This is a genomic window from Dyadobacter sp. SG02, from assembly GCF_900109045.1.
In the GTDB taxonomy this organism is placed as follows: domain Bacteria; phylum Bacteroidota; class Bacteroidia; order Cytophagales; family Spirosomataceae; genus Dyadobacter.
This window is the reverse complement of sequence record NZ_FNYL01000001.1, coordinates 259,386-281,275: the sequence shown is the minus strand read 5'-3', so window position 1 is coordinate 281,275 and position 21,890 is coordinate 259,386. Positions and strand designations below refer to the sequence as shown.

22 protein-coding genes are annotated in these 21,890 nt (G+C 43.6%); 9 read left to right on the top strand and 13 right to left on the bottom strand.

All coding sequences use genetic code 11. The features are described 5' to 3' along the window. The first annotated feature begins 3 nt into the window (after positions 1 to 3). A complete protein-coding gene (locus tag BMW93_RS01235; RefSeq protein ID WP_090373379.1) occupies positions 4 to 1,095 on the top strand; it encodes a hypothetical protein in 1,092 nt (363 codons plus the stop codon). Positions 1,096 to 1,257: 162 nt separating this feature from the next. Here the strand turns inward: BMW93_RS01235 and BMW93_RS01230 are convergent, their stop codons facing one another. From BMW93_RS01230 to BMW93_RS01185, 10 genes are all read right to left on the bottom strand, one after another. Continuing rightward, entirely contained in the window at positions 1,258 to 1,674 is a 417-nt protein-coding gene (locus tag BMW93_RS01230) for a hypothetical protein (protein ID WP_229240124.1), read from the bottom strand. 112 nt (positions 1,675 to 1,786) lie between these two features. Continuing rightward, on the bottom strand, positions 1,787 to 2,632 hold the full coding sequence (locus tag BMW93_RS01225) for a relaxase/mobilization nuclease domain-containing protein (RefSeq protein ID WP_090373377.1): 846 nt from the start codon (positions 2,630 to 2,632) through the stop codon (positions 1,787 to 1,789). Further along, a complete protein-coding gene (locus BMW93_RS01220) occupies positions 2,629 to 3,288 on the bottom strand; it encodes a plasmid mobilization protein (RefSeq protein WP_090373376.1) in 660 nt (219 codons plus the stop codon). Before BMW93_RS01220 ends, BMW93_RS01225 begins: the two co-directional genes overlap by 4 nt. A 288-nt stretch (positions 3,289 to 3,576) precedes the next feature. Continuing rightward, positions 3,577 to 4,101 (bottom strand): hypothetical protein, encoded by a 525-nt coding sequence (locus tag BMW93_RS01215; protein WP_090373375.1) that lies wholly within the window; start codon positions 4,099 to 4,101, stop codon positions 3,577 to 3,579. Next, positions 4,094 to 4,792, bottom strand: a complete 699-nt coding sequence (locus tag BMW93_RS01210) for a hypothetical protein (protein WP_090373374.1) — start codon at positions 4,790 to 4,792, stop codon at positions 4,094 to 4,096. The genes BMW93_RS01215 and BMW93_RS01210 overlap by 8 nt, the downstream gene beginning before the upstream one ends. Next, positions 4,782 to 5,159: a hypothetical protein gene (locus tag BMW93_RS01205; protein ID WP_090373373.1), complete on the bottom strand. Its 378-nt coding sequence runs from the start codon at positions 5,157 to 5,159 to the stop codon at positions 4,782 to 4,784. The genes BMW93_RS01210 and BMW93_RS01205 overlap by 11 nt, the downstream gene beginning before the upstream one ends. Next, positions 5,146 to 5,469: a hypothetical protein gene (locus BMW93_RS01200; protein WP_218147649.1), complete on the bottom strand. Its 324-nt coding sequence runs from the start codon at positions 5,467 to 5,469 to the stop codon at positions 5,146 to 5,148. Before BMW93_RS01200 ends, BMW93_RS01205 begins: the two co-directional genes overlap by 14 nt. After that, on the bottom strand, positions 5,466 to 5,735 hold the full coding sequence (locus BMW93_RS01195) for a helix-turn-helix domain-containing protein (RefSeq protein ID WP_090373372.1): 270 nt from the start codon (positions 5,733 to 5,735) through the stop codon (positions 5,466 to 5,468). The genes BMW93_RS01200 and BMW93_RS01195 overlap by 4 nt, the downstream gene beginning before the upstream one ends. 106 nt (positions 5,736 to 5,841) lie before the next feature. Then, a complete protein-coding gene (locus BMW93_RS01190) occupies positions 5,842 to 6,600 on the bottom strand; it encodes a hypothetical protein (protein ID WP_090373371.1) in 759 nt (252 codons plus the stop codon). A gap of 430 nt (positions 6,601 to 7,030) precedes the next feature. Continuing rightward, entirely contained in the window at positions 7,031 to 8,164 is a 1,134-nt protein-coding gene (locus BMW93_RS01185) for a hypothetical protein (RefSeq protein WP_090373370.1), read from the bottom strand. 135 nt (positions 8,165 to 8,299) lie between these two features. Here BMW93_RS01185 and BMW93_RS01180 point away from each other — a divergent pair, with 135 nt between their 5' ends. Next, positions 8,300 to 8,548, top strand: coding sequence for a hypothetical protein (locus tag BMW93_RS01180; RefSeq protein WP_090373369.1), 249 nt, complete (start codon positions 8,300 to 8,302; stop codon positions 8,546 to 8,548). 400 nt (positions 8,549 to 8,948) lie between these two features. Here the strand turns inward: BMW93_RS01180 and BMW93_RS01175 are convergent, their stop codons facing one another. Beyond that, a complete protein-coding gene (locus tag BMW93_RS01175; protein WP_090373368.1) occupies positions 8,949 to 9,956 on the bottom strand; it encodes a YafY family protein in 1,008 nt (335 codons plus the stop codon). A 103-nt stretch (positions 9,957 to 10,059) separates the two neighbouring features. On the opposite strand from BMW93_RS01175, the gene BMW93_RS01170 reads away from it, so the two are divergent. The 7 genes from BMW93_RS01170 to BMW93_RS01140 all read left to right on the top strand — a co-directional run bounded on the left by BMW93_RS01170 (position 10,060) and on the right by BMW93_RS01140 (position 19,907). Beyond that, positions 10,060 to 10,329 carry a hypothetical protein gene (locus BMW93_RS01170; RefSeq protein WP_090373367.1) on the top strand — a complete coding sequence of 90 codons (270 nt, stop codon included), beginning with the start codon at positions 10,060 to 10,062 and terminating at the stop codon, positions 10,327 to 10,329. Between the two features lie 122 nt (positions 10,330 to 10,451). Then, positions 10,452 to 11,864 (top strand): P-loop NTPase fold protein, encoded by a 1,413-nt coding sequence (locus BMW93_RS01165; protein ID WP_177193977.1) that lies wholly within the window; start codon positions 10,452 to 10,454, stop codon positions 11,862 to 11,864. A 36-nt stretch (positions 11,865 to 11,900) separates the two neighbouring features. Further along, a complete protein-coding gene (locus BMW93_RS01160; protein ID WP_090373365.1) occupies positions 11,901 to 13,085 on the top strand; it encodes a restriction endonuclease subunit S in 1,185 nt (394 codons plus the stop codon). Between the two features lie 7 nt (positions 13,086 to 13,092). Beyond that, positions 13,093 to 14,571 carry a class I SAM-dependent DNA methyltransferase gene (locus BMW93_RS01155; protein ID WP_090373364.1) on the top strand — a complete coding sequence of 493 codons (1,479 nt, stop codon included), beginning with the start codon at positions 13,093 to 13,095 and terminating at the stop codon, positions 14,569 to 14,571. Positions 14,572 to 14,574: 3 nt separating this feature from the next. Beyond that, positions 14,575 to 17,973, top strand: coding sequence for a DEAD/DEAH box helicase family protein (locus BMW93_RS01150; RefSeq protein WP_090373363.1), 3,399 nt, complete (start codon positions 14,575 to 14,577; stop codon positions 17,971 to 17,973). 30 nt (positions 17,974 to 18,003) lie between these two features. Beyond that, the gene (locus tag BMW93_RS01145) at positions 18,004 to 18,921 is read left to right on the top strand and encodes a restriction endonuclease (protein ID WP_090373362.1); all 918 of its coding nucleotides are present in this window, start codon (positions 18,004 to 18,006) and stop codon (positions 18,919 to 18,921) included. Positions 18,922 to 18,953: 32 nt separating this feature from the next. Beyond that, positions 18,954 to 19,907 carry a toll/interleukin-1 receptor domain-containing protein gene (locus BMW93_RS01140; protein WP_090373361.1) on the top strand — a complete coding sequence of 318 codons (954 nt, stop codon included), beginning with the start codon at positions 18,954 to 18,956 and terminating at the stop codon, positions 19,905 to 19,907. A gap of 421 nt (positions 19,908 to 20,328) precedes the next feature. Here BMW93_RS01140 and BMW93_RS01135 read toward each other — a convergent pair whose 3' ends face one another. Together BMW93_RS01135 and BMW93_RS35655 are read right to left on the bottom strand one after the other, a co-directional pair. Next, on the bottom strand, positions 20,329 to 21,549 hold the full coding sequence (locus tag BMW93_RS01135; RefSeq protein ID WP_090373360.1) for a site-specific integrase: 1,221 nt from the start codon (positions 21,547 to 21,549) through the stop codon (positions 20,329 to 20,331). A gap of 141 nt (positions 21,550 to 21,690) precedes the next feature. Next, positions 21,691 to 21,890, bottom strand: a 200-nt coding sequence (locus BMW93_RS35655; RefSeq protein WP_218147648.1) for a hypothetical protein, incomplete at its 5' end; no start/stop codon positions are given.

The window sequence follows — 21,890 nt, the reverse complement described above, 5'->3', positions numbered from 1 at the left end:
ATCATGGAAAAGCTTTTCACCACCCGGAAGATCCGCCTTCTGATCGATTCAGACGACATCGATCAGAAGAATAAGATTATGGATACGCTCTACCAATGGCGCTACATCTGCTTCAAAGCCGCTAACCAAATTTATACCCATCACTATGTCCAGCTGCAGCTCAGGGAAATGCTCTATCTGACCGAAGGCGTACGGGCAAGACTCGCTGACATCAAAAGGGACGAGTATGGGATGCTGTCGACATCCAGAATGAACACGAGCTACCAGGTGCTTGCCCAAAACTACAAAGGCAGTATCCCGATGCACATCATGAGCGCCTTGAACGGAAATTTAGTTGCCAGTTTCAACAAGATGAGCAAAGCGTTAGCTAGCGGTGAAAGCGGAATGCCCAATTTTCGAAAAGAAATCCCGATCCCATTCAAAGGAACTGATGTCAAGAAGCTAAGAAGTAGCAAGGAAGGGACAGTGTTTCACTTTTCGTTATTCGATTTTCCGTTCAGGACATACCTGGGAAAAACTGGTCATGACAAGCGGGAAATGCTTCAAAGGTTACTTGCTGGTCAGCTCAGGCTTTGCACCAGCTCACTGGTGCTTGACAAAGGAAAGATTTTTATGCTTGCTGTTTTTCAAACAGAACGGCAGGAGCAACCGCTTGACCAGGATATCATTGCAGAGGCGAGTTTGTCGCTTGATTACCCGATCATCGTTTCGGTAGGCCACAAACGTTATACAATCGGAAGCAAAGACGAGTATTTATACAAGAGGCTCGCTATCCAGGCCGCCATCCGGCGGAAAAGAAAAGCAATGCCCTTCATGAACCAAAACAGTCGAAGGCAGCTCCGGAAAACGAGCATCGATCAGCTGATACAATCAGAGAAGCGATATGTCTCGCACAAGCAGCACGTATACAGTAAGAGGTTAATTGATCTATGCCTTAAAAATAAAGCAGCGACTTTGCTGCTCGTAGACCAGACAGATAAGGAGCAGCAAGCAAAGGAAGACCCTTTCCTTTTCAGGAACTGGGGATATTACGGCCTCAAACAAAAGATAGAGCGCAAAGCCTTAAAGATTGGGATTGCTGTGCTGGTAGAATGAACTTTCACAGAGGCTGCTTGTACAGCCGCAGGGTGAAACCACTGGCGGTTTCACTAAGTGCCAGGGGGCACATACAACTGGGTTAGCTTAATTATCAGTAAGCAAACGTGACCCGATATTGAGCAGGTAACCGGGACCGGTTACCTGCATTTTTTGGTGTTTTTATTCCGCATCAACCGCAGCTTTAGGCTTTCTGCCACGGGGTTTTCCGGTATACTCAGGTTTTGGCGCTTCGGTTTCGATTGCCAGTTCGAAGCCTTTGGTAGTTTGATCAAAATCAAAAGTGGAAATCTTGAAGATCAGCCTTTCGCTTTCGAAGTTGACGTTGCCTTTTTTAAGAATAACGGCTAATGGAATTACGTGGCCTCTGCCACTTTTTTCGAAGGAAAAAGTTTGATCCGAACTTGCTGCCGGGATAAGATATACGGTTTTAATTTTTCGCTTGCCTTCCTGGGTTCCAATTTTGAAATGGGTAGATTCCGGATCAATTCCCAGGTCGCGTAGTGCGGCTGCCGGGAAAACAAGCTTGCCGGAATTAGATATGTAACCTTTTGGAAGTGGTGCGGCCTTTTCGACCACTTTGGTTTTGGAGATGTTTTCCTCCGGGGAAAAGAATTTAATTGCTTTCAATTTCATGGGTGTAATGGGTTATTTTTGGCTAAAATAGGCTATTCTTTACGAAAGCCTGCATCTATAAACCCAAACCGCGTTTTTTCTGCTTTTTTAAATCCGGTTTTAGTTCTTTTTTAAGGCCAATTTCCAAATTTTGAGCCAACCGCTTTTCAAGAGAAGAAAGCGAATAGTCACGCCCCAAATCAGAGCCCTTGATCTTAATTTTCTTATGTATATTAAAGAATGCGATGCCACGCCCGATGTAAGATTTATATCCCGCACTTACGAGTTCTTTTTCAAGCTGATCAATGGATTTTACGCTATCCAATAGCTTGTCAATCGTCTGTCTAAGCTTCAAATGTGCATGGTCGGTTATCGATAGTTCCTGTGTCCTTCGCTGATTGATGCGCATATCAGGTGCTTGGACTAATCCCAGTTTACGTTCTATTTTGCGAGAGAATGTCCCGATTCGGGCGTAGTTCTTAAAGTGATCGGCGGTGTTTTTCCCGTTATGGTTGAGCCGGTTTCCAACGATATGAAAATGGTGATTGTTTGTGTCCTCATGCTTGAAGACAAGCATTTGATTCTGTTCAAACCCAAACTCCTTGGCAAACTCAGTAGTGATGCTGGTGATGGTCTCGTTGTTAGGCCTTTCGCCTGGCGCGAAGCTAAATGATTGATGCCAGATGTATTTGGTCAGCTGCGTATTCCGCGAGTGGTTATTCTCAAATTGTTTGATCAGATAATCCAGGTCTAGTTTTCCATCCGGATGTATTTTGATTCCCAGATTCTGTATGTAGACCAGTTCTCCACGGACTTCTTCCGTATCCAGCTTTCTTTGCATTTTCGACGAAACCTGTTTGTCGTAGTAGCAGTACTCGATAAGCCTTTTCGCGTTACTGCCCAAACTTGCTTTCCCAATCATGTCTTCATCATTTTAAGTAATGTGGCAAGCGCACTTTCAATCTCGTGATGCACTGAGCTGGCGTCAGCGTTCACTGCTTTCCAAGCCCGTTCTAGTTCTGATAGTGGGGCTCGATAGTAGGCTTCGTATTTATCGAGCAGGTCGCCTGCAAGCCGAGCGTTCGACCGGACCTCTTCAATAAGTTGCTGCTTGCTTTCAAGCTCATCAGGAAACAGGGACAGAAAATTAGTAAGCTCATTTAACCATGAACGCAGGCTATCGAGCGTCTGCTTTGTGCTACGGATCTCAAAGGATTCAAATACCCATAAGGTGATAAGATCAGCAAGTAACCGGACACGCTGACTGCTCTGTTGCCATTGGGCAGAAAGCATCTGCTGATCTTTGGTCTTTAAAACTGCCAGCGAAAGGATACCCGAAAGCTGTTCCAGTATTCGGACTGTGTTGGCGACCTTTTTTGGGAGCGATTTTTTCTGAGGCTTTTTAAAAGGGACGTCCAAGGCCAATGTCAAGAAATACTGACTGGCGGAAAGCCCGCTTTTCTCTATGATCTGATTAATCTGGCTTTTCTGTTCAGCACTCACCCAGACTGAAAAGTGTTCTCTTTTGGCAGTGCCCTTTTCCTTGGGCGGTCTACCTTTCGTTTTCTGATTTTGCATATGTCTTTTGAGATTAGCTATGAGCCGGTGGCGAATAGCAGGGGTCCAGGGGTTTCTCCTGGCCAGCTCCGCCGGGTCGGCGAGCGTCGCTCCGACGCATTTTGCGACGTACCGGCGATAGCTGGCTAGGGAGAAAACCACTGCCCACGTTCGAATCTGTTCGAAAGTGTTCGCTTCCGTTCTAAAAAATTCGGATTTGTTTGAAAGTGTTTGAATTCGTTCGAAAGCGTTTGAAGTTGTTCGCCTTTGTTCGAAATCTGAATAACAACATTTAAAAAACGAGCTGTCCTATTCGGCCCCTAGCGGAACCAGCACACGTTTGCCCTGGGAGTCATAAATGTAGTGCTCACCGATCTTGACTTTCCCCTTTTTAGGTAAAGGTGTTAGTTGCAGGTACATCATTTTATCGTACTCGACAATTTTTCCTTGCTCCATGATCTGTCTGTAAGCTGGTGCATTTTCATACTCGTCCAAAATTCTTTGTCGCTCTACATACTGCTGCCCATCGCGTATCAATAAATAGAACAAAACAGATATGACAATGCCTGCAATTGAGTAGGGGCCACTAACACCTAAGCCGTAAAATAGTGCCTGGCCTCGGTCTTGAAACTGCAGGAACCGTTTCCTGCCTTTCAGCTCCAATGCAGCCCGGTCGATGGCTGCAATGGATTTTCCTACCCTGATTTCCAGGCTTTGAAAATGCTCCTGGGTTTCGGTCAGAAACAGCGCCGACCAGTCATCGATCTCGTGACCGTATTTGGCCGCGTACTTCCCCCTGGTCTGGGTGAGGCGGTTCGGCTCCGGGCTATTCATCGCCGAAATTTTCTTTAAGTTCCTTCTTTAGCCTGAGCCTTGCGCCTGGTGGATAGTCTTTGAGCGAATAGCCATTACGGATGCCGTCGAGGATCTGTCCACCTAATAGCGATGCTGGCTCGAAGTCGCCGAAGCGTCTGAGGTCAAGTCCGAGTGCGGTGCAGTTGTCCTCGAGCTCTTGGGACAAGCCTGGAAACTGGTTAAAACCAAACAGGTTCTGCCAGATCACGATCTCAAATTTTGACCTTAATGCAGCCCGCATCTTTTCCAAAAACTGTATGCTCGCCAGGTACGCTCCGCCACCACCGATGATGATATGGAATACGGCTTCAATGCCAAGTTCATCACACCATTCCTTCAAATCGATATCCCGAGTGATCAGAGCAGGCAGTTGCTCGCTTTCCGGCGCCCCAAAATCCATATACACTTTGTCGAAGGGGCTATCCGCCAGACTTTCCACGTAGCCGATGAAAAGGTCCCGCATTAGCCTTTCGCGGTTGTCCAGCAGAGAGAAAGCTTCAAACCGGTCTTGTCCGAGAAAAGCGAGCTGTCGGGATGAGGTTTTTGTTGAGCTGTCAAGGTCAACAAAAAGGGAAGAGCTGCCCGCTTCGGAAAGCGCCCTCAGATAGGTGTGCAGGCTTTTGCCTACGCCGCCTTTGGCCTGGACGATAAAATGGAATTCACGTTTCATTTTTCTTTGCAAATTTTGATTCGAACTTAAATTGGTCTTGTAGCTTGATTTCATCCGGATTGGTCACCTTGAAAGCGCTGGCTTGAATGTTCTCAGCGTCTTGCGGTTGATCCGGCTTACGTATTGTCTTCTCCACAGCCCTGTGAATGCGCTCACGCTTTTTGTCCTTGAAGTAAAACCGACAGTAGCGCACATCTTCTGCGGTGATAAGCCCTGGCCTGCCCAATTTGGCATTAATCATATCGGCAATTCTGGCGCGTGTCAGGCTAGCAAATAGGTCTTCTCGAAAGAGCCCCACCAAGGCCTCTCTGCGTTTTCGGTCTTTCTGTTCGAAGAGCTCGACTAACAGCTTTTCATCGATCATCATCCGAAGGAACCGTAGTTGCGGTCAACACTATACGACTACCTTGTTGCGGGTGAAAAGAAGGATGATAGTCCAGGTAGCCATAGCTGATCAGCTCCCGCAAACATTTGTGATAAGTTGCCCCGGATTTGATCCTGGAAAATCCCATCAACTTCCTGCGACTAGCATGAAACGGGATTTGCCTGATCCCTTTGCCGTAGTAAAGAAGCGCGGTGTAAAGGCTAATGTGATAAGCGTTCAGCCGGTCATCGGATTTGACGGCCTCAAGTAATGCCATGTCCACGGCAGTACTCGGATGATCGAGCCTTTTCATCGCCCCGAGCCATTTCTGTTGAGCATCGTAGCAATGTCCCGCTGGCTGTAAAAGAAGCATCCACCGATCTTGGTAAACCGAAGGTGTCCCTGGATGCGAAGGTTCTGCAAGGTGCCCGGCGAGATGCTTAGCATCTTTCTTACCTGGGCACTCCTAAGCCAGGTACTATCCGTTGGCTTATCCTGCGAAAGAATTGATTTTAGCTCTGCAATGATTTCATTTTTCAGGTTTTGCAGATCCTCCCTGGTGATCATCTCTACATTCATTATTCTGCAAGTTTATCGTGAAACGTCCCGGCATGAAGACCGCCGGCTGCTTGCAAAAATGAGAGAGAGACAAGCTATTGCAATGACCAAACTCAGCAGCTGGTCATCAGGAGCCCGACTCCGAACTGGTCAGGATAATTTTAAAGAACCGCAAATGTTCGGGTACCTCGACTTCCTTGCTTGTCTTTTCCTTCTGTACTGGGAAATAATTGCGAGCTGTCTCGATGGGGATGGGCTTCCGGTCGTGCGTGAAATATTTACTTACCAGCTTATACCACCCACTCTGTTCCTGAAAGTTAAAAAGCCTCCGCTCGTCAGGAAGCATCAGCTGTTGTAATTGATGGATGAGGTGAATGAAGGTGGGGAGGTGCTTATCGCGAATATCGATCTTGGTCTTTGTCTCATAACGACGAAGTGCTTCGAGTTGATCTTTCAGCTCGGTGATTTGCTGTTTAAGCCCAACGATTTCTCTGTTGTTTTCTGCAATGACGGCTTCTAGGGTTAGTGAGGAGCTCCAATTATCGATCGAGTGGAGAAAGGTCTGGAATGTTCTTAGTCTCTCAGTCTGTTGTTTCACGCGTAGTGCTTTCCGGGAAAATGGATCGATGAGCTTTTGTTGTGCAATCCGCGTTGAAACGATATCAGAAACGTAGCTGTGAAAATCATTCTCAGTGCTTGAGACATTTTGAAGATAGTGCCTAAGATGGAAATCGTAAAAGTCAGAGAAATCGTCTTTTCTGAGCTCGTAAAGCTTTAAAAAGAAATGATTGTCGTGAAAAGAGCTCCTGATGAATGGCGTGCCGATCTCAAATCGATGCGGTTTGAAATTCCAGGGATCGCGGATTTTAAAATAGGAGTGCTGCATAGTCTTTTAACCAAAAGTTACAAATCGAGCTTGGTATATCCAAATCCTTCGAGGACAGCAATCTGGAAGGCGAAAGTTTAGATGAGCAAGTTTCAAATGTTCTTACCGCATGGTTAATTGCTCTTTGCTTAACTAATGCCTGTCGCATTTCTGATGTCGTCGGGCCGGAAAATTTCAAGAGACATGGTACATTGCAGGGTTAGAGCAGCGACTTAGCTCAAAGTGCTTGTCTCATAACTAGTCAGCACTTTAGCTCTGGATTTTCGCTACCACCCTCTTTTTTAGATTCTTCGAAGGAATTTGACAATATGACAAAGTATAGTGTTCAGCAACAACCGATTGAAATCCTGCCTACCTGGATTAAATCCGGGTAAATTGTGATACTGTAGTTGGGTAATTATAAAAGCCTATAATTGTCGCTGCTCATTACCTAGACAAAAGGTCTGGTATGAATTCTCACACTCAGATTTAGCGTATTTACGAATATCGATAACCCAAGGAGAAAGAAAAAAATAGGGTAGGCTATCTCAATATATCCTTTTTGAGTGGCAGGCAATTCCGAGGAACTAGCGGCAGCCCATGTGATGAAAGCCGGATAAACGGATACCGATATGAATAACAGAAATCTGCTCCAAGCCCCTGGAAATAAGGCCAACCACGGAAAGTCCTGAGCGCTTTCAGCATCCTGACGAAGACGCGTCGCCCTGTTAAGATGTAGAACAAGGGAAGAGAGATACACCATTAAACAAAAAGTCAAGAACGGAGCAACAACATACATATGCTTGCTCGCCACACGAATCCCTGAAACATCAACGTCATTTTTGGGATTATTTTTAAAATTAGCTGATTCTCTGGTCAATAGATCTTTGCACTCTTTGACAGACTTTTCCTTATTTGTAGAATAGAAGTAATCGAGGCTTCCAAGGCTTTGCCCGCTTGGATCATTGAATATCTTCTGATCTTCACTGTTATATAAAATCCTATTCAATCTCGAAAGTGACATTAGAGAGTCAACATATTGATTTGATTCAGGTATTATGCGAAAATCCTCATCTTTCCACTCGATCATTTGCTCCGTCAAATCAACGATGTTTTCATGATAAATCTTTTGACGTTCTCGTCCGGCAGTAAGTTCAACAATTAAGTCATATGCTTCCCGGAACAGCGAAAAGTCCTTTCGATTCTCGGCGGTATCAAGGGTAATTCGCATTTTCCTTATGCTTTTATTTACCCTCTTCATTTCGGCATCGTGCTGTATATTCTCTTGCCTTATTTTACTTTTCAGCCTATTTATTTCAGCTGTGTCCTTCTTACTAACAGCTACATTGGAGGAGTCGATCTCGTTTTTGCGAAATACTTTGACGCCTGTACTATCATATCGGATTCTTACCTTATCATACAGGATCATTGAGTCTAAATCAGCTTCACTTTCTTGTACAATTCGTAGACCTGTCTCGAAAGGGTTTGTCTCGAAAATGATTGATCCTGCAAAAATTCCAATAACGGTTAGGACGACAAGTAATATTTGGTGGATGTTTCTTGCAGATTGTAAGCTTTCATTCATATGATAAAGGGGTTTTGTGCAAAATTAAGCATTTGACCACCAGCTACAAGAACAGAATTATAAGTTGGCACGTGTATCATCTTGTGATAAGGTGGTTGGGAAAAAGAGATGCTAATGACCGAATAGACGATCAAGTTGCTGGATACAGAAGACGCTCTTGAAAAAGCCTACTGGGATTTTGACAGCACAAGAGCTGGAACTGGCCCATGGAAAGGCAGACCAAAATCTGAGCGTGATGCATTCAAGGGTATCGTCCGCGCCGCATTACAGCATCAAAAAGACAGCGATTTGATAAAGGCGTTGGGGGATTATTACATCCCTCAGCTTAAGTTCAGCATGAAAGGTTGCGATCACATCATCTTGGGGCTTATAACGCCTTTGTAATAGCGATAGGGTGCATCGAAGAAGCACTCGCAGCGCACAAGGCTAAGAAGGATGGAGCCGAATAACGACGAAGGCCACCCAAACGATTACTAATGTTCAACTAAATCAATCCTTAGGGCGATCTATAAAATCCTTTTTTCTTCATTTTGAACCCTATTCTATCGTTGATAATCAAATAGTTATTATGTTGAGGCCGCCAAAACATAAACCTCCGAGAGACCCGAACCCTGAATCACTCGTAAATTGTCTTTAAGTAACGTGTTGTCTATTAGTAGTTTACGACTTATTTTTATGCTCGGAATGTGACCGTTTAGTAAATTGAGAGAGCATATCGAGAGCACTGCTTTATATGTCATATAAAGTATTGAATATCAGTGTGATATAAGTTAGGTTCGAATCCCTACGCCTCATACCTCCCTGTGGCAGCTTTTAACCTCTCTCTAATTATCTCTTTGAAGCTTTCAGGAGCAAGTACTTTGACCTTTTCTCCAAATGCCAGCAATGTACTTTCCAACTCGTAGTTAGGAGCTACCTCTATGGAAATAACCAGCTCCTCTTTTGTCTTGGATCTGATTCTTTGCGTGCCATGAATTGGTTTCGACAATACATATGGCGCAGTTTTTGAATCGAACGACAGCAAAATTTCGGTTACAATAGATTGTTCCCGTTTTGTGACACCGATGATGTCTTCAAAGTATTCGTTAAAATCGCAGAGTGTATTCTCTGTAAAATGAAAATTTTCATCCCTGATGTCGATGATCCTGTCCAAAGCCAGGTTGAAGATCCGGCCAGATTCATATTGTAGCCCGAAGAGAAACCAGCGATTATTGTATTGTTTCAAATAATACGGGTGGATGACAAGTTCGGAAGCTTCTTCGCTATGAAAGGGCTGGTACTGAATGCACAGCACCTGTTTATATAAAATACTCTGAAAAAGTTGCCCTAGGCGTTCTATGCCGGTTAAATATTGATTGTTATCAAAACTGATGATTGGTGCCCGATTTCGCTCCAAAAGGAAAGATTGTTCCAGTTTAGGCATCAGCTCATTCACCCAACCGAATTGCGGCATTCCCTCAAATCTCGCGAGTAGCTCCATCGCTGATTTTAGCTGTTCGATCTCCGATTGATTAAGTGGTTGCTTTTCAATGGAAAATCTTGGGTCGCTATATCTGTAATGAATCCGTTTTCCAACCTTTACTTTATCGAGCGGCAGATTCCAGGCCTCTTCCATATACTTAATATCTTCAAAGATCTGCCGCCGCTGCACTCCCTTACTATCCGGATTTCTATTCAATAAAGCAGCGCTGCAAGCTTCCACCAAGTCTTCCATAAAATACCGTTTGAACGGATTGGAGAAGCATTTATCCAACGCGAGATATCGTGTTTGAGCATCTTTGTTAGTAGCCATTGAGATAGAGGAATTTGAGTACTCAAAAATAAATTTTCCTGTGCAGATACACTGCACAGGTGCAAAGAATCTTTGAGCATCGAACACTAAAAAGCGACTTAGTATGAAGAACAAGTATCAAATGAGTGTGCCGCTAGTATGCAAAAGCTGCCAGAGTGAGGACATCTACCTGAGTGAAGACAAGCGGTTTGCCAGATGCAACCAATGCCAGAAAGAGTATCCAGGCGGGTATGATGAGCTGGTGAGGGCAAATAAGCTGAGGATTGATGCAGAGATGAAAAAAATGCAAGCCAAAGTGGTTAAAGATGCGGAGAAAAAGGTGGATGATATGTTGAAAAAGGCCTTCGGAGGCGGTAAGAATTTCAGATTCTAGTATGCGTCGTCATCAGATTCGGCAGCCACGCCAAATCAAAAATGTTACATTTGTACACCCAGAACGATTTGAAAGATTGCTTTAAACAGCATATGTTTCCAAGGTTCGCAACACGTAGACCTATGTTTATCAGACACAATGACTTAGTAATTTCAAAAGACGACCCGTTCGCAACCTGCCAACTGGGAAGAAAGAAGTATGCTGACGTCCTGACACAAATTGTTGACGAGCCGGGCAACGGCTTCGTTCTGGCGATCAACAACGAATGGGGAACAGGAAAGACCACATTTGTGAAGATGTGGCAGCAGCAACTTCAAAATAATGGATTCACAACCCTATATTTCAACGCATGGGAAAATGACTTTGAGCGTAACCCGCTAGCGGCAATCATGTCGGAGTTGAAAGTATTGCGTAAGAAAAGCAATGCGAAAACCTTCGACTCTTTGGTAAAGAAAGGGGCGGTCCTTACCAAGAACGTCCTTCCTGCGCTGGTAAAAGGTCTTGCGAAACGATACATTGATAGCGAGGAGCTTGTGGAAGGAATTGTATCTTCAACCGAAGCGGCGGCCGAAATATTGGAAAACGAAATTGACGAATACACTGCGAGAAAAAAGAGCCTCCTAGATTTTCGTGCCGATCTGGAAAAGTTTTTGGAATCGACCAAAGGAGATAAACCGGTCATTTTCATCATTGATGAGCTCGATCGTTGCCGGCCCAATTATGCGGTAGAGGTCTTGGAGCATATGAAGCATTTCTTCGCGGTCAACGGGATCATTTTTGTTCTATCAATCGACAAAGTACAATCAGGGCATGCAGTTAGAGGGGTGTATGGGAGCGAGCAGCTGAATGCCGATGAATATTTGCGGCGATTTATTGATTTGGAATATTCAATTCCTGAGCCTGATATTGAGAAATTTGTCAACTACCTTTTTAAATACTTTTCATTTGATCAGTTCTTCAAATCACCAAAAAAGCTGGAATATCGAAGTGCTGAGTCCGATCGAGAGAGTTTTCAGAATCTGGCTAAAATACTTTTTAAATTAAAATCACCTACTCTTAGGCAGCAGGAGAAAATATTTGCACAGGCAAGGATAGCATTGAAAATGTTTTCTTACGAACAATTTTTATTTCCAGAAACCCTATTGTTTTTAATTTACCTGCGATCAACCGATCACGAATTCTTTATTAAGATTGCTGGCAAGAAGCTGAATCTACAAGAATTATCAGATGAGTTTTTTTTGAAAATTGGAAGAGGTAGTTCTGACACAGTCGTACGTCACATGCTATTCTTAGAAGTTCAAGTAACTAACCTATACAACAACTATATATCTGAAAACCAGTATGATTCTTCGAGATATAGAAGAGTGGAAAAAGGCGAAGAATTACCTCTTGTAATCTCAAAATTAGATCAATCTGAAAATCAGCAGCAGTATCTGGAATGTATTCGTTATCTAAACAGAGAACCTGACCGATCATATGTTTCCCTTAAACATTTGCTAGATCGAATCAATTTAACAGAGACACTAGTCAGCTAATTTAAGTGTTGCAAAAAACCTAACCGCATTTAATTAATGAATTATTCGAAAGTTAAGCTGGGCGAAATTTGCTACATAAACATGGGTAAAACTCCTTCCAGATCCAAGTTGCAATATTGGGGGCCGGGTTTTCCTTGGGTTTCAATAGCGGATCTATCAAGCTGTCGATCTGCTGGTGTTATTGGCGAAACGAAGGAGCAGATAACTACTTTGGCAGTCAAAGAGTCAGGGATTAAGATTGTGCCAGCAAACACATTACTGTACAGTTTCAAGCTTTCAATTGGTAAAGTAGCAATTACAAAGACTGAACTATTTACCAATGAGGCTATCGTTGCCTTACCAATTAAGGATACTGAAAGAGTTGACATCAAATATCTTTATCACGCTATCCAAAACATTAACGTGTCAGGAATAGGCGACAAGGCTGTTAAGGGATTGACATTGAACAAAGAGAAGCTGCAAAGCCTGGAAATCTCTCTCCCCGACCTCCCAACCCAAAAACACATCGCATCCATCTTAGACAAAGCCGACGCGCTGCGCCAGCAAAACCGCCAGCTTTTGAATTATTATGATGAGCTGCTGCAAAGCACGTTTATTGAGATGTTTGGGGATCCGGTTAGTAATAATAATGGCTGGACAGTAAAAAGATTGGACGAGATAGCTGAGGTTGTTTCTGGCGTTGCGAAGAATACAGGATTGGCTGGCGACCTGATTGAAGTTCCCTATATGCGCGTTGCAAACGTTCAGGATGGGGCTTTGGATCTTCGAGAAATAAAGACAATACGAGTTTTCAAACGAGACTACGAAAAGTATCAGCTAAAAAGTGGCGACGTTTTGATGACGGAGGGGGGAGATCCTGACAAGCTTGGACGTGCGGCTATATGGGGCGAAGAAATCCCAGACTGCATTCATCAAAATCACATTTTCCGCGTCCGACCAAATTATCTAGTCGCTGATTCAGAATTCCTTTGCAGCCAATTTGGGAGTATTTATGGGAAGAAATATTTCCTACGAGCAGCCAAGCAAACTACTGGAATCGCATCTATTAACATGACACAGTTGAAAAACTTCCCAGTGTTAGTTCCACCAATTGAAATGCAAAAAGAGTATAAAGATGTAATGCATAAAATTAGGCAACAAAAAGAGATTCTTTCCTCGGAAATCATGGAACAGGATATGCTATTCAATACGCTACTTGCCAAGTATTTTACTAATAATTGAATCAAAAATGCTCACAGGAGAAAAAAGAACCCAAATAGATAAAATATGGAATGCCTTCTGGACCGGTGGCGTTTCCAACCCTCTTACAGTCATTGAACAAATTACCTATTTGCTTTTTATCAAGCGACTGGATGAGCTGCAAACGGCAAAAGAACAAAAGGCCAGCTTGTTAGGGAGCCAAATAGAATCGCCGGTATATCGGGAGGACCAATCTGACCTGAGATGGAGCCGGTTCAAAGACCGGGAGGCGGAGGATTTGTTTAAGCATATGACCAAGGAAAATGGCGTTTTTGATTTCATCAAAAACCTTGGAACAAACAATGTATTCAGCCGATTTATGCGGGGAGCGACGTTCATGATCCCAACTCCGCGCGTTCTGGCCCAGGTGGTAGATTTGCTTAGTGATGTGCAGATGAATGACCGGGATACCAAAGGGGACATTTATGAATATCTGCTTTCCAAAATCGCGTCCGCCGGTACAAACGGACAGTTTCGTACACCACGCCACATAATCAAAATGATGGTAGATATGATGGAACCTATGCCTGACGATATCATTTACGATCCGTCAGCAGGAACCTGCGGCTTTTTGGTTGCCTCCGCTGAATATGTTCAGCATCATTACGAAAGTCAATTTACTGATTCCAAGTTCAGAAAGCATTTCAACGAGCAAATGTTCAACGGGACGGAATTTGATGCAACAATGATCCGTATTGGTGCGATGAACATGATGATGCACGGAATCGAAAATCCCCATTTGTTGGATGTAGACGCATTGTCGGAAGCAAATGCCGGATTTAAAAACAAGGCGACGTTGGTGCTCGCGAATCCACCTTTTAAGGGTAGTTTGGATCATGATTCTGTTGAGAAGAACATTTTGTCGATTGTCAATTCTAAGAAAACAGAATTGCTTTTCCTTGGTCTCATGCTAAGAGGAATGCAGGTAGGCGGCCGGGCGGCGGTAATTGTGCCGGATGGCGTTCTGTTCGGGTCCTCCAAAGCACATGTGCAAATCAGGAAGGAAATCATTGACAGACACCAGCTTCGCGCTGTGATTTCGATGCCTTCTGGTGTATTCAAACCTTATGCGGGAGTAAGTACGGCCATTCTGATTTTCACCAAAACCAATTCCGGTGGAACGGACCAGGTTTGGTTTTACGATATGCAGGCCGACGGGCTGAGTTTGGATGACAAAAGGCAACCTATTGCCAGCAATGATATCGATGACATAGTGACGCGTTTCAAAAATCCGGAACAAGAAACGGATCGATTACGGACGGACAAATCGTTTTTTGTACCCGTAAGTGAAATAATTGAAAATAAATACGATCTTAGTATCAACCGGTACAAGGAAGTGGTGCATGAAGAGAAACATTACGACAAGCCGGAGGTAATCATTGCAAGAATAAAGGCGCTGGACGAAGCTCGCAGGCAGAACCTGGCAGAACTCGAAAAACTACTCTCCCAAGAAATACAGATTGAATAATTAATGCTTAATTCTAACTTCTTTTTCCTCAATAATGAATGGACGGATCATTTTGAAACTGCTCAGAAAGCGGAAAGCTACGCATTAACAGAACCCACCATTTCTGCCATATTGAGCAGGAAAGCGCTCGAAGAAATGGTGAAGTGGCTGTATGATCACGACGGAGCTTTGCAATTGCCATTGAAAGAGCAGTTCAACCTGAATGACCTTCTGCGCGAGCCCAGCTTTCAGGATTCCTGGGGAAAAGAATACGGAAAAGAGTTGCATATCATTAAGAATACCGGAAACAATGCGGTTCATCGTGGTACTAAAACCGGTACGCACGAGTCGCTTTCGTCCGTCAAATACTTATTCAGATTTTGCTCAGGGGTTGTCCGTACCTATTCGGCCAACCCTTATTCTTATCGTGCTTTTGATGACAGTCTGATCCCAACCGAAGGGAAAAAGCTTTCGCAAAAAGTCTACGACCAATTGCTCGACGAAGGCAAGCAGCAGAGCATTGAGTTGGCAAGAAAAACTGCGGAGTTGGATGAAAAAACGGAGGAAATTGAACGCCTCAAACGCCAGCTGCAACATTACGAACAACTAAGCAAGCAGAATGGCGAGGTAGTGGCACCGGCTGTGCTGTCCGAAAAGGAAACACGAAAGCTTTATATCGACGTATTGCTGCGGCAAGCCGGTTGGGATGTTGAAGCAGCAAACGTGCAGGAGTTTCCGGTCACTGCGATCGACGAAGAGTCGGGAACAGCCAAAAGTCTGAAAATAGATTACGTCCTGTGGGGCGACGACGGGAAGCCCCTGGCTATTATTGAAGCAAAGCGTACCAACAAGGAGGTAGAACGCGGAAGATATCAGGCAAAGAATTATGCTGACGCGATCGAAAAGCAATATGGACAAAGACCGGTCATCTACTACACCAATGGTTTTGACACCTTCTTTTGGGATGATCTGCGATATCCGCCACGTAAGGTATTTGGCTTTTTAAATGCGGAAGAGCTGATGCGTTTGATGGTCAGGCGACATCAGAAATCCTTGCTTCGCGAGCAGAAAATTAATCAGGACATCGCCGGTCGGTATTACCAGGAACGTGCGATACGCAGGGTTATGGAGCGGTTCGAAGATGAAAATCAACGGAAGGCACTCCTGGTCATGGCAACCGGTACAGGAAAGACGCGTGTTTCAGCTGCGATTGTGGATCTGCTCGCCAAAGCACAATGGATCAAACGCGTGCTGTTTCTCGCCGACCGTAATGCATTGGTCACACAGGCGCTGAAAAATTATAACGAATACCTACCCAGTTCTACCGGAGTGGATCTCACCAAAGAAACGGATCAGGGATTTGCGAGGGTAGTATTTTCAACTTATCAGACTATCATCAATCGAATTGACTCCGACTACCGGAATGGAAAGCGATACTACGGTGTCGGGCATTTTGATCTGATCATCATCGATGAGGCGCACCGCTCCATTTATGATAAGTATGGCGCCATCTTTGAATACTTTGACGCTCTGTACCTGGGCCTCACTGCCACGCCAAAAAGCGAAACGGATAGGGATACTTACGCCATTTTTAATCATAAGCCGGGTGAACCTACCGATGCATACGAATACACCACGGCAGTAGACGACAAATTTTTAGTTCCGATCAAAAAAGTGAAGCTGGAACTGAGGTTTCCAACACAGGGAATCAAGTATACCGATCTCTCAGACGAGGAGAAAATGGAATGGGAACGTAAATTCTACGATCCCGCAACAGGTGCTGTGCTGAATGAAATCGATGGGGCGGCTATCAATCAATGGCTTTTCAATCAGGATACTGTTGACAAAATGTTACAATCGCTGATGGAATTCGGGCATAAAGTCGAAGGAAATGAGAAGTTGGGTAAGACGATCATATTTGCCAGAAATCACCGACACGCCGAATTTATTCTCAAACGCTTCGGAGCACTTTATCCTCAAATACATCCGCATTTCGCGCAGGTGATCGATAACTATGCAGCCAATGCTGAAAATCTGATTCTGCAATTTAAGATCAAAGAAAAATATCCGCAGATTGCCATTTCGGTCGATATGCTGGACACCGGCATTGATGTCCCAGAAATAGTGAACCTTGTATTTTTCAAACCGGTATATTCTGCTGCCAAGTTTTGGCAGATGCTGGGTAGAGGCACCCGTCTGAGCGCCGACCTTTACGGACCATTGATGGACAAGGAGGACTTCTATGTATTCGACGTGTGCCGGGTTTTCGAATTTTTCGACCAAAATCCGCAGGGTATTATTCCGTCGAAAGCAAAGTCTCTTAGCGAAATAACGTTTAATGCACGCGCAGAACTAGTTCATATTTTACAAACGCAGGGCAGCGCACTCCCTGAAAGTGAAGATTTTCAGACGAGTAAATCGCTTTGTGAAATACTAAGCAAGCAGGTGGCTGACCTAAATCCGAATGCATTTGAGGTAGGCCTGCATTTGCGCCAGGTGGAACATTATGCTAGCCTGACATCATGGAATAGCATCCGCGATACCCATGTCAGAGAGCTGGCGGAGCATATTGCACCGCTTGTTGCAAACGAAGAAACGGACGAGCAAGTGAAGCGTTTTGACTTAATGATGGTGAAGTTGCAACTGGCCGTCATCAGAAGTGAGCGTTCGCTACCGAATTATGTGGAGAAGCTGCAAGGCGTTGCGAGAGAGCTGTTGAGAAAAGCGGATAACGTCCCAACGATCGCGAAGCGCAAAGAAACGCTAAGGCAGATTCTGCAACCAGAGTTTTGGGCTGCGGCGGGCGTTCTCGCTATCGAAAAACTTCGCCTGGAAATAAGACAGCTTGCGAAGTTATTAGACATTTCATCAGGTAAAGAAATCTTCTACACAAACTTCGAGGACCAACTAATAGCTCCCGTTCAGTTCGAAGACTACACGGGCAGTTTCGGTAACTACAATAATCATTACTCGAAGCTTAGAAAGATCATCCTGGACAATGTCAATCATATGACAATTAACCGGCTTCATAACAATCAGCCTATCACAGCCGCTGAGTTAAACGAACTCGATAGAATGCTTTTCGAACAATCGGGTTGTCAGACCCAGGATGCCTTTAAGAAGGCATTGGGGGATAAACCGATAGGTATTTTTGTAAGGTCAATTCTAGGGTTAGACAAAGTAGCAGTACAAGAGGCATTTTCAGAATTTCTTTCCAACGGGCCTCTCAATTCTACGCAAATAGAGTTCGTAAATGATATTATAAAGCTTTTAACAAAAAATGGTACAATTGACACTAATATGCTCTTTCAGCAGCCATTCACAAAATTTCATGAAAGTGGCGTGGCAGGAGTGTTTGATTTGAACGCTAGGAGAATTATTGAGATTGTTGAAGATACGAATCGGAAGGCGATAGCTGGGTAAGACCCTGCTACAATTATTTAAAATTAACTCATGCCAATACCAGATTATCAAACGATTATGTTACCTGTGCTAAAATTAGCCGGTGATCAAAAAGAACATTCCTTGAAGGATGCCGTTGAGATTTTATCCAACCAATTTCAGCTATCCGATGCAGAAAAGAGCGTGTTACTTCCAAGCGGTCAGGGGCTTTTGTTTTCCAATCGGGTTGGCTGGGCGAGGACATATTTGAAAAAGGCAGGCTTACTTACTTCACCAAAAAGGGGAAGCATTTTGATTACAACCCGCGGACTTGATTTATTGGACAAAAATCCGAGCAAGCTGGATAACAGTGTTTTAAAGCAGTATCCCGAGTTTCTTGAGTTCTATAGTAAGAAGGATGATGGAGGAGTTATCAACAATAATATAGTTCAGGAAGTTGAAACTGACACACCGGAAGAAACCATTGAAATAGCATATCAAAAGATCCGTAAATCTCTGGCTCAGGAAATAATAGACACTGTAAGAAGTTTTTCTCCAACATTCTTTGAACGTCTTGTCGTCCAGCTCCTTGTAAAAATGGGATATGGAGGTTCCGAAAAAGATGCTGGTAACGCAGTTGGTAAAACAAATGATGAGGGAATCGATGGTACCATTAAAGAGGATAAGCTTGGCTTAGATATTATCTACATTCAGGCAAAGCGTTGGCAAGCAGGAAATACAGTTGGACGACCTGAGTTACACAAATTTGTCGGAGCACTCGCCGGCCAGGGTGCTAAGAAGGGAATTTTTATAACGACCTCTTCATTTACAAAAGATGCATTAAGCTACATGCCACGAAATGAGACGAAGATTGTGTTAATTGACGGAGAGCAACTTGCCCAATTAATGATTGATTATAATCTGGGTGTATCTCCTCAAAAAATCTACGAGATTAAAAGACTGGATAGTGACTATTTTGACGAGGGATAAAGAGATTTAAATCATCAACTAAACGATAAATTATGAATGCATTTATTTCATATAGCCACAATGATGCCGAGATGCTAACTTTATTGCATACGCATTTAGCACAACTTCAAAGAGATGGACTAATTAGTACTTGGACCGACCGAGAAATACTCGCCGGGGGAAATCTGAATGATTCGATCTCTAGGTCTCTTGATAATTCGAATATATTCATTGCGCTGCTTAGCCCAAGTTATATAGCTTCAACCTATTGCTATGAGAAAGAATTTGTAAGAGCAATACAGATCCAAGAAGAGGGTAAGTTGGTTATTGTTCCGACGATAGTTGAGCCTTGTGACTGGCTGAACACACCTTTCAGCAAATTTAAGGCATTACCCAAAGACGGTAAAGCTATCACCACTTGGGAGAATAAGAATACCGCTTTTGTTGACGTAATCCAGAATTTGAGAAAACTTATAGAAAATGGAGGGCTAACCGACGACATCCCAGGTCAACCTCCGCATTCTGAAATTCCGAAAACGGGTAGAAATTATAGAGTACAGAAAGACTTTGACTCTATTCAAAAAATGGAATTTATCGAACAAAGCTTTAAAGAAATAAAAGAACATATTAAACGATATTTGCAAGAAATTAACGAGCTTGAAAATATAAGATCTCGTATAATTAAAGAAGTCAGTGAGGAAATTGAGATTATTCTTGTCAACAGAAACAAGATTGCTACTGAGGCTAGGTTAAAAATCTCAATTGGAAAGGATCAGGCAAGAGTGCGTATGTTTTCTAACAGTGGAGATGGTCGAATCAACTATTCTGTATCAACGGAAAATAATAATCTGAGTGATCGCGGATACAATCTTCAATATGACGACTATGATTTGTTCTGGGTTAGTGAGGATTACTATTCTGCGAATAGGGCTGTGAGGATGACTGTTAGAGAAATAAGCGAACAGATTTGGCTTGAATGGTTAAAGAGCGTGGGCATCATGAGCTGAAAGCAATTCGTCAATCTATCGTCAGTGAGTCCCGCTGCTCTATTTTGCATCAGCCGCAATGCGCAGCATTTACTAAGTGCAAGTTCGGCGTATCCACCCGACCAATCCATCTATCCTCGCTTTCTGTGATTTTCCTAGCCCCGTATCATGAAAAGAGACAGAGAACAAATGCGGGATACTTACAATTTGATTTCGCATAATTCGCCAATTGAAAAAAGTCACATCGGGTAAAAATTTTAGAGGAAAGGTCGAAATGAGCATATTGAGAACAGTTTTGGAGTTGTACCTATCTTGTACCAACAAAAAAGCAGTCACAAACCAAAGTTCATAACTGCTTTAAACCAGCACATGAAGGGAGAATCAAACCTTATGGCCGTTTCGGCTCTCAGGATTTTAAGTCCCACGAGCTGACATCTTATGCCTATTTCGACAATATTTGCCTCAACCTGGCCATATCATCACTGATCTTACGATCAACAATCTTGGCATACTGCTGAGTCGTCTTGATGTTCCGATGCCCTAACATCTTCGAGACACTCTCAATCGGCACACCATTAGTCAGAGTCACTGTAGTAGCGAAAGTATGCCGAGCCAAGTGAAAAGTAATGTTCTTCTGTATCCCGCACAAGTCGGCAATCTCCTTCAGATAGGAATTCATCTTCTGATTGGAAAGCACGGGCAATACCCGGTTTTCATTCTCGCATTGAGGATGATCTTCATACTTCTCCATAATCTCCATCGCCATCGGCAATATAGGTATCCGGGAGGGAGTATCAGTCTTCTGGCGCTTGGTCGTAATCCACTTTCCGCCATCAATCCCCTCAGCAATCTCAGTCCGCTTCAATTTATATATATCGGCATAGGCAAGTCCTGTGTAGCAACAAAACAGAAAGATGTCCTTGACCAGAGCAAGCCGACCGTCGCCCATATCTTTCTCCCATACTTTCTTCAACTCAACTTCGGTTAATGCCTGCCGATCAACCTCTCGCTTCGAAAATTTGAAAGCATAGAACGGATCACGTAGAAGCCATCCTCTCTTAACACACAGAAGGACGATCTTTTTAAAGTTCGCCAAATATTTCATCGTAGTGTTATGGCTGATCTTCTTAACTGCTTTAAGCCAGAACTCATATTGTGATATGAATTCGTAATCAAGCTTCCCAATTTCGAAATCGTCTGCCTGGTATTTCCATTTGATGAAATCGCGGGTGTGTTTAAGGCAAGTCTCGTACCGCTCCAAGGTGCCTGGCGCAAAATCGGCCCCGATTAATGCAGCAATCTGATCGTTGTGTTCTCGAAAAATAGGCAAGATAGTTTTTCCACCCTCAGTTCTTCCTAGAAGAATATTTTTGATGGCTTCTGAGGTGACCTCTTTGTTTGCCTCAATCAGTGATCGTTTTGCCTCGTAAATCTTGGAAGTCAGTGTATCGAGGTAGGCATTCAATGTTTTAGTGTCCTCTTTGTTTCCTGTCGCCCTACCAGCGCCGACACTCCACTTGGATGGATGCCAAATTCTTTTTGTAGAGATGTCCTTGGGGATGCCGTTGACGGTGACTCGGCAATAGACATAGCGCATTCCACCCGCTAATTCTGGTTTGGGCTTTTTCAAAAAGAAAATCAACCCGAAGCTTGTTTCCAACATAGTAAAAAATGTTTAAGATGAACAAAAATCGAATTGTTACAATTGAAAGTAAAGATGTTTAGTGCGTAAACGTCTTTTGATCAGCCAGTTAGTAGATATGATATGGAAGTTTTTGTTCAGTTTTGTCACTTCCACGATACCCTACATTTTCATTGGGATTTCTTGCATTTTTTGGTAGGTCCCAAAAACGCAAAAACCCCGTTTAAAGCGTTTAAACGGGGTTTTTGAATGTTTTGACATCATGTCCTGCAGAGAGAGAGGGTTCGGAACTCTTCCGCATAACAACTTCGCTTTGACCTGGTTATGAATCATCATAACAGGGACGTAATCGGCCCCGTAAC

What these genes read in the sequence shown, in the direction of transcription:
- BMW93_RS01235 (WP_090373379.1), top strand. Translation starts at nt 4, where the DNA reads ATGGAAAAGCTTTTCACCACCCGGAAGATCCGCCTTCTGATCGATTCA.
- BMW93_RS01225 (WP_090373377.1), bottom strand. Translation starts at nt 2,632, where the DNA reads ATGATTGGGAAAGCAAGTTTGGGCAGTAACGCGAAAAGGCTTATCGAG.
- BMW93_RS01220 (WP_090373376.1), bottom strand. Translation starts at nt 3,288, where the DNA reads ATGCAAAATCAGAAAACGAAAGGTAGACCGCCCAAGGAAAAGGGCACT.
- BMW93_RS01215 (WP_090373375.1), bottom strand. Translation starts at nt 4,101, where the DNA reads ATGAATAGCCCGGAGCCGAACCGCCTCACCCAGACCAGGGGGAAGTAC.
- BMW93_RS01210 (WP_090373374.1), bottom strand. Translation starts at nt 4,792, where the DNA reads ATGAAACGTGAATTCCATTTTATCGTCCAGGCCAAAGGCGGCGTAGGC.
- BMW93_RS01205 (WP_090373373.1), bottom strand. Translation starts at nt 5,159, where the DNA reads ATGATGATCGATGAAAAGCTGTTAGTCGAGCTCTTCGAACAGAAAGAC.
- BMW93_RS01200 (WP_218147649.1), bottom strand. Translation starts at nt 5,469, where the DNA reads ATGAAAAGGCTCGATCATCCGAGTACTGCCGTGGACATGGCATTACTT.
- BMW93_RS01195 (WP_090373372.1), bottom strand. Translation starts at nt 5,735, where the DNA reads ATGAATGTAGAGATGATCACCAGGGAGGATCTGCAAAACCTGAAAAAT.
- BMW93_RS01190 (WP_090373371.1), bottom strand. Translation starts at nt 6,600, where the DNA reads ATGCAGCACTCCTATTTTAAAATCCGCGATCCCTGGAATTTCAAACCG.
- BMW93_RS01185 (WP_090373370.1), bottom strand. Translation starts at nt 8,164, where the DNA reads ATGAATGAAAGCTTACAATCTGCAAGAAACATCCACCAAATATTACTT.
- BMW93_RS01175 (WP_090373368.1), bottom strand. Translation starts at nt 9,956, where the DNA reads ATGGCTACTAACAAAGATGCTCAAACACGATATCTCGCGTTGGATAAA.
- BMW93_RS01170 (WP_090373367.1), top strand. Translation starts at nt 10,060, where the DNA reads ATGAAGAACAAGTATCAAATGAGTGTGCCGCTAGTATGCAAAAGCTGC.
- BMW93_RS01165 (WP_177193977.1), top strand. Translation starts at nt 10,452, where the DNA reads ATGTTTATCAGACACAATGACTTAGTAATTTCAAAAGACGACCCGTTC.
- BMW93_RS01160 (WP_090373365.1), top strand. Translation starts at nt 11,901, where the DNA reads ATGAATTATTCGAAAGTTAAGCTGGGCGAAATTTGCTACATAAACATG.
- BMW93_RS01155 (WP_090373364.1), top strand. Translation starts at nt 13,093, where the DNA reads ATGCTCACAGGAGAAAAAAGAACCCAAATAGATAAAATATGGAATGCC.
- BMW93_RS01150 (WP_090373363.1), top strand. Translation starts at nt 14,575, where the DNA reads ATGCTTAATTCTAACTTCTTTTTCCTCAATAATGAATGGACGGATCAT.
- BMW93_RS01145 (WP_090373362.1), top strand. Translation starts at nt 18,004, where the DNA reads ATGCCAATACCAGATTATCAAACGATTATGTTACCTGTGCTAAAATTA.
- BMW93_RS01140 (WP_090373361.1), top strand. Translation starts at nt 18,954, where the DNA reads ATGAATGCATTTATTTCATATAGCCACAATGATGCCGAGATGCTAACT.
- BMW93_RS01135 (WP_090373360.1), bottom strand. Translation starts at nt 21,549, where the DNA reads ATGTTGGAAACAAGCTTCGGGTTGATTTTCTTTTTGAAAAAGCCCAAA.